At 62.0% G+C, this 3,607-nt stretch carries 1 protein-coding gene and 1 pseudogene; both read right to left on the minus strand.

What is annotated here, in order from left to right:
* Positions 1 to 102 (minus strand): annotated as a pseudogene (locus H1Y01_RS20215) (hypothetical protein); the annotation flags it as partial.
* 12 nt (positions 103 to 114) lie between these two features.
* Positions 115 to 3,607 (minus strand): glutamate synthase large subunit (gene gltB, locus H1Y01_RS03945; protein WP_219341244.1); only part of this gene is annotated, 3,493 nt, incomplete at its 5' end.

Here is a 3,607-nt window from a genome sequence, read left to right on the forward strand (position 1 = left end):
GATGCGGCCTCCGGAGAGTCCTTTGCCTACGTAGTCGTTGGCATCGCCTTCCAGTTCGAGGGTCACGCCGCGGGCGAGGAAGGCCCCGAAGCTCTGTCCCGCCGAACCGGTGAATTAAAATTTGATGGTGTTGTCGGGCAGCCCTTCCGCGCCCAGCTTGCGGGCAATCTCGCCGGAGAGCATCGCGCCGACCGTGCGGTCGACGTTGCGGATCGGCAGACGGATCTCAATCGGGTCACCATGATCGATGGCGTTGCGCGCGTGCTCGATGAGCCGGTAGTCGAGGACCTGTTCGAGGCCGTGGTCCTGCGCAGTCACCGAACGGCGCGCGATGCGGGCGGGCATGGTCGGGTTGTGGAGGATCGCGCTGAAGTCGAGCCCTTTGGCTTTCCAGTGGTCGGCCGGACTGCGGAACTGGAGGCGGTCGACCCGCCCGATCATTTCGTCCATCGTGCGGAAGCCAAGCTTCGCCATATACCGCCTGGTTTGCTCCGCGACGAAGAAGAAGAAGTTAACGACGTGTTCCGGTTGGCCGGTGAACTTGGCGCGCAGCACGGGATCTTGCGTCGCGATCCCCACCGGGCACGTGTTGAGGTGGCACTTGCGCATCATGATGCAGCCCAGTGCGACCAAGGGAGCGGTGGAGAATCCAAACTCTTCAGCGCCGAGCAGCGCGCCGATCACGACGTCGCGGCCGGTTTGCAGTTTGCCGTCGACTTGAAGGCGGATGCGTCCGCGCAGATCATTGAGGACGAGCACCTGCTGCGCTTCGGCCAGACCCAGTTCCCACGGAACACCCGCGTGCTTCAGCGACGTGAGCGGCGACGCGCCGGTGCCGCCGTCATGCCCGCTGATGAGGATGACATCCGCGTGGGCCTTCGACACTCCGGCGGCAACCGTGCCGACGCCGACTTCGGCGACAAGTTTCACGGCAATGCGCGCTTGCGGGTTGACGTTCTTGAGATCGAAGATGAGCTGCGAGAGGTCTTCGATCGAATAAATGTCATGGTGCGGCGGAGGCGAGATCAGGCCGACGCCGGGGATCGAGTGGCGCACGCGCGCGATGGTTTCATCGACCTTCGGGCCGGGGAGTTGCCCACCCTCGCCCGGCTTCGCGCCCTGCGCCATCTTGATCTGCAGCTCGTCCGCGTTGACCAGATAGTTCGCGGTGACGCCGAACCGCGCGCTGGCGATCTGCTTGATGCTGCTGCGACGATTCGTCCCGAAGCGCGCTTCGTCTTCCCCTCCCTCGCCGGTGTTCGAACGCCCGCCGATGCTGTTCATCGCAATGGCCAGCGTTTCGTGCGCTTCGCGGCTGATGGAACCGAAGGACATCGCGCCCGTGGCGAAGCGCTTGACGATCTCTTGCGCCGGTTCGACTTCTTCCAGCGGAATGCTGGAAGAGTAATTGAATTTCAGCAGGCCGCGGAGAGTGCAGAGGCGCGTGTTCTGCTCGTCGATTAAATCGGTGTATTGCTCAAAAGTTTCGAACTTGTTCTGCCGAACAGAGTGTTGCAGCTTAGCTAAGCTTTCAGGATTATAGAGATGATATTCACCGCCGATGCGGAACTGGTAGTTGCCGCCGATGTCGAGTTCGGGATCGCTTTCGCGGAGAGGCGTGAAGGCGAACTCATGCTTCATTGCGGCTTCGCGCGCGAGCACGTCAAGTCCGATGCCCTCAATGCGCGACGTCGTCCCGGTGAAGTACTGATCTATGAGCGTCTTGTTGAGGCCGAGAGCTTCGAATACCTGCGCGCCGCGATAGCTTTGCAGGGTGGAAATGCCCATTTTTGAGAAGATCTTGAGCAAGCCTTTATTGACGGCCTTGATGTAGTTGGCTGTGGCCTTGGCAACCGTGATGTTTTCCGGCAGGAGGCGGTCAACGACCAGATCTTCCAATGTTTCGAGCGCCAGATACGGATTGACGGCGCTGGCTCCATAGCCGATGAGGAGCGCGTAGTGCATGACCTCGCGGGGCTCACCCGATTCGATGATGAGCGCGACTTGCGTGCGCGTTTCCTCGCGAACCAGGTGGTTATGAACGGCGGCGAGTGCGAGAAGGCTGGGGATCGGCGCGTAATCCTGGTCCACATCGCGATCGGACAGGATCAGCATGGTGTACCCGGATCCCATGGCGCGGGAAGCGGTGCGGCAGAGATCGTCCAGCGCGTGTTTGAGACCGTCGGGCCCGTCGGCCGCGCGGAAGAGCATGGGCAGCGTCATGGCGAGGAAGTCGCCCTGCGAAATGCGGCGCAGCTTTTCGAGATCGCGATTGGTGAGGATCGGATGCGGCAGCTTCAGGGTGTGGCAATGCGCGGGCGTCTCGTCCAGGATGTTGCGCTCGGTTCCGATGTAGCTGACGAGCGACATCACCATCTCTTCGCGTATCGGATCGATCGGCGGATTGGTGACTTGCGCGAATAGCTGTTTGAAGTAGTGGAACAGGGGCTGCGGCTTGTCCGAGAGACAGGCGAGCGGCGTGTCCGTGCCCATCGAGCCGACCGGTTCCTCGCCATGGGTCGCCATCGGCGCCATCAGCAGACGCAGGTCTTCCGCGGTGTAGCCGAATGCGCGCTGGCGGCGGAGGATGGTGGCGTGATTCGATCCCCGGACGCGAGGCGGCTCGGGTAGCTCTTCGAGCTTCACCTGATTGCGCTGCAGCCACTCGGCGTAGGGCTGGCGCGCGGCGAGGGAATGCTTGAGTTCCTCATCCGAAACGATGCGGCCGGCTTCCAGATCGACCAGCAGCATCTTGCCGGGTTGCAGCCGGCCTTTCAGCCGCACATTCTCCGGATGGATCGGGAGCACGCCCGCTTCGGATGCCATGACGACCAGATCGTCGTTGGTGACGATGTACCGCGCGGGGCGGAGTCCGTTGCGGTCGAGCGTCGCGCCGATAACGCGGCCATCGGTGAAAGCGATCGCGGCGGGCCCATCCCAGGGTTCCATCAGCGAGCAGTGATATTCGTAGAACGCCTTCTTCTCGTCCGGCATGTGCGGATTGGCTGCCCACGCTTCGGGAATCAGCATCGAGATCGCGTGGGGCAGCGATCGGCCGGATTGGACGAGAAGTTCGAGAACGTTGTCGAGCGTCGAGGAATCGCTAGCCGACTTCGGGCTGATCGGGAAAAGCTTCGCGATATCGGGGCCGAAGAGCGGCGATGCGAGGATCGACTGGCGCGCGTGCATCCAGTTTGCGTTGCCGCGCAGGGTGTTGATTTCGCCGTTGTGCGCGATGTAGCGATTGGGATGGGCGCGGTCCCAACTGGGGAAGGTGTTGGTGCTGAAACGCGAATGCACCAGCGCCAGCGCGCTTTCCATGGCCGGATTTTGCAAATCGGGATAGTACTGGTCCATCTGGTCGGTCATCAGCATCCCCTTATAAATCAGCGTGCGGCAGGAGAGACTGGAAATGTAAAACCAATGGCCGCCTTTGACGCCGCTGTAGCGAATGGCGCGTTCGGCCCGCTTGCGAATGACGTAGAGCTTGCGCTCGAAGGCCAGTTCGTCTCCCTCACCTCCTCGCCCCAACGACGGGAGGGGGGAAGGGCCCCAGCCAATGAAGATCTGGCGCATGATCGGCTCGGAGCGCTTAGATCGGAAGAGC

Origin of the sequence: Nevskia soli, from assembly GCF_903970205.1 — a bacterium.
In the GTDB taxonomy this organism is placed as follows: Bacteria; Acidobacteriota; Terriglobia; order Bryobacterales; family Bryobacteraceae; genus Bog-113.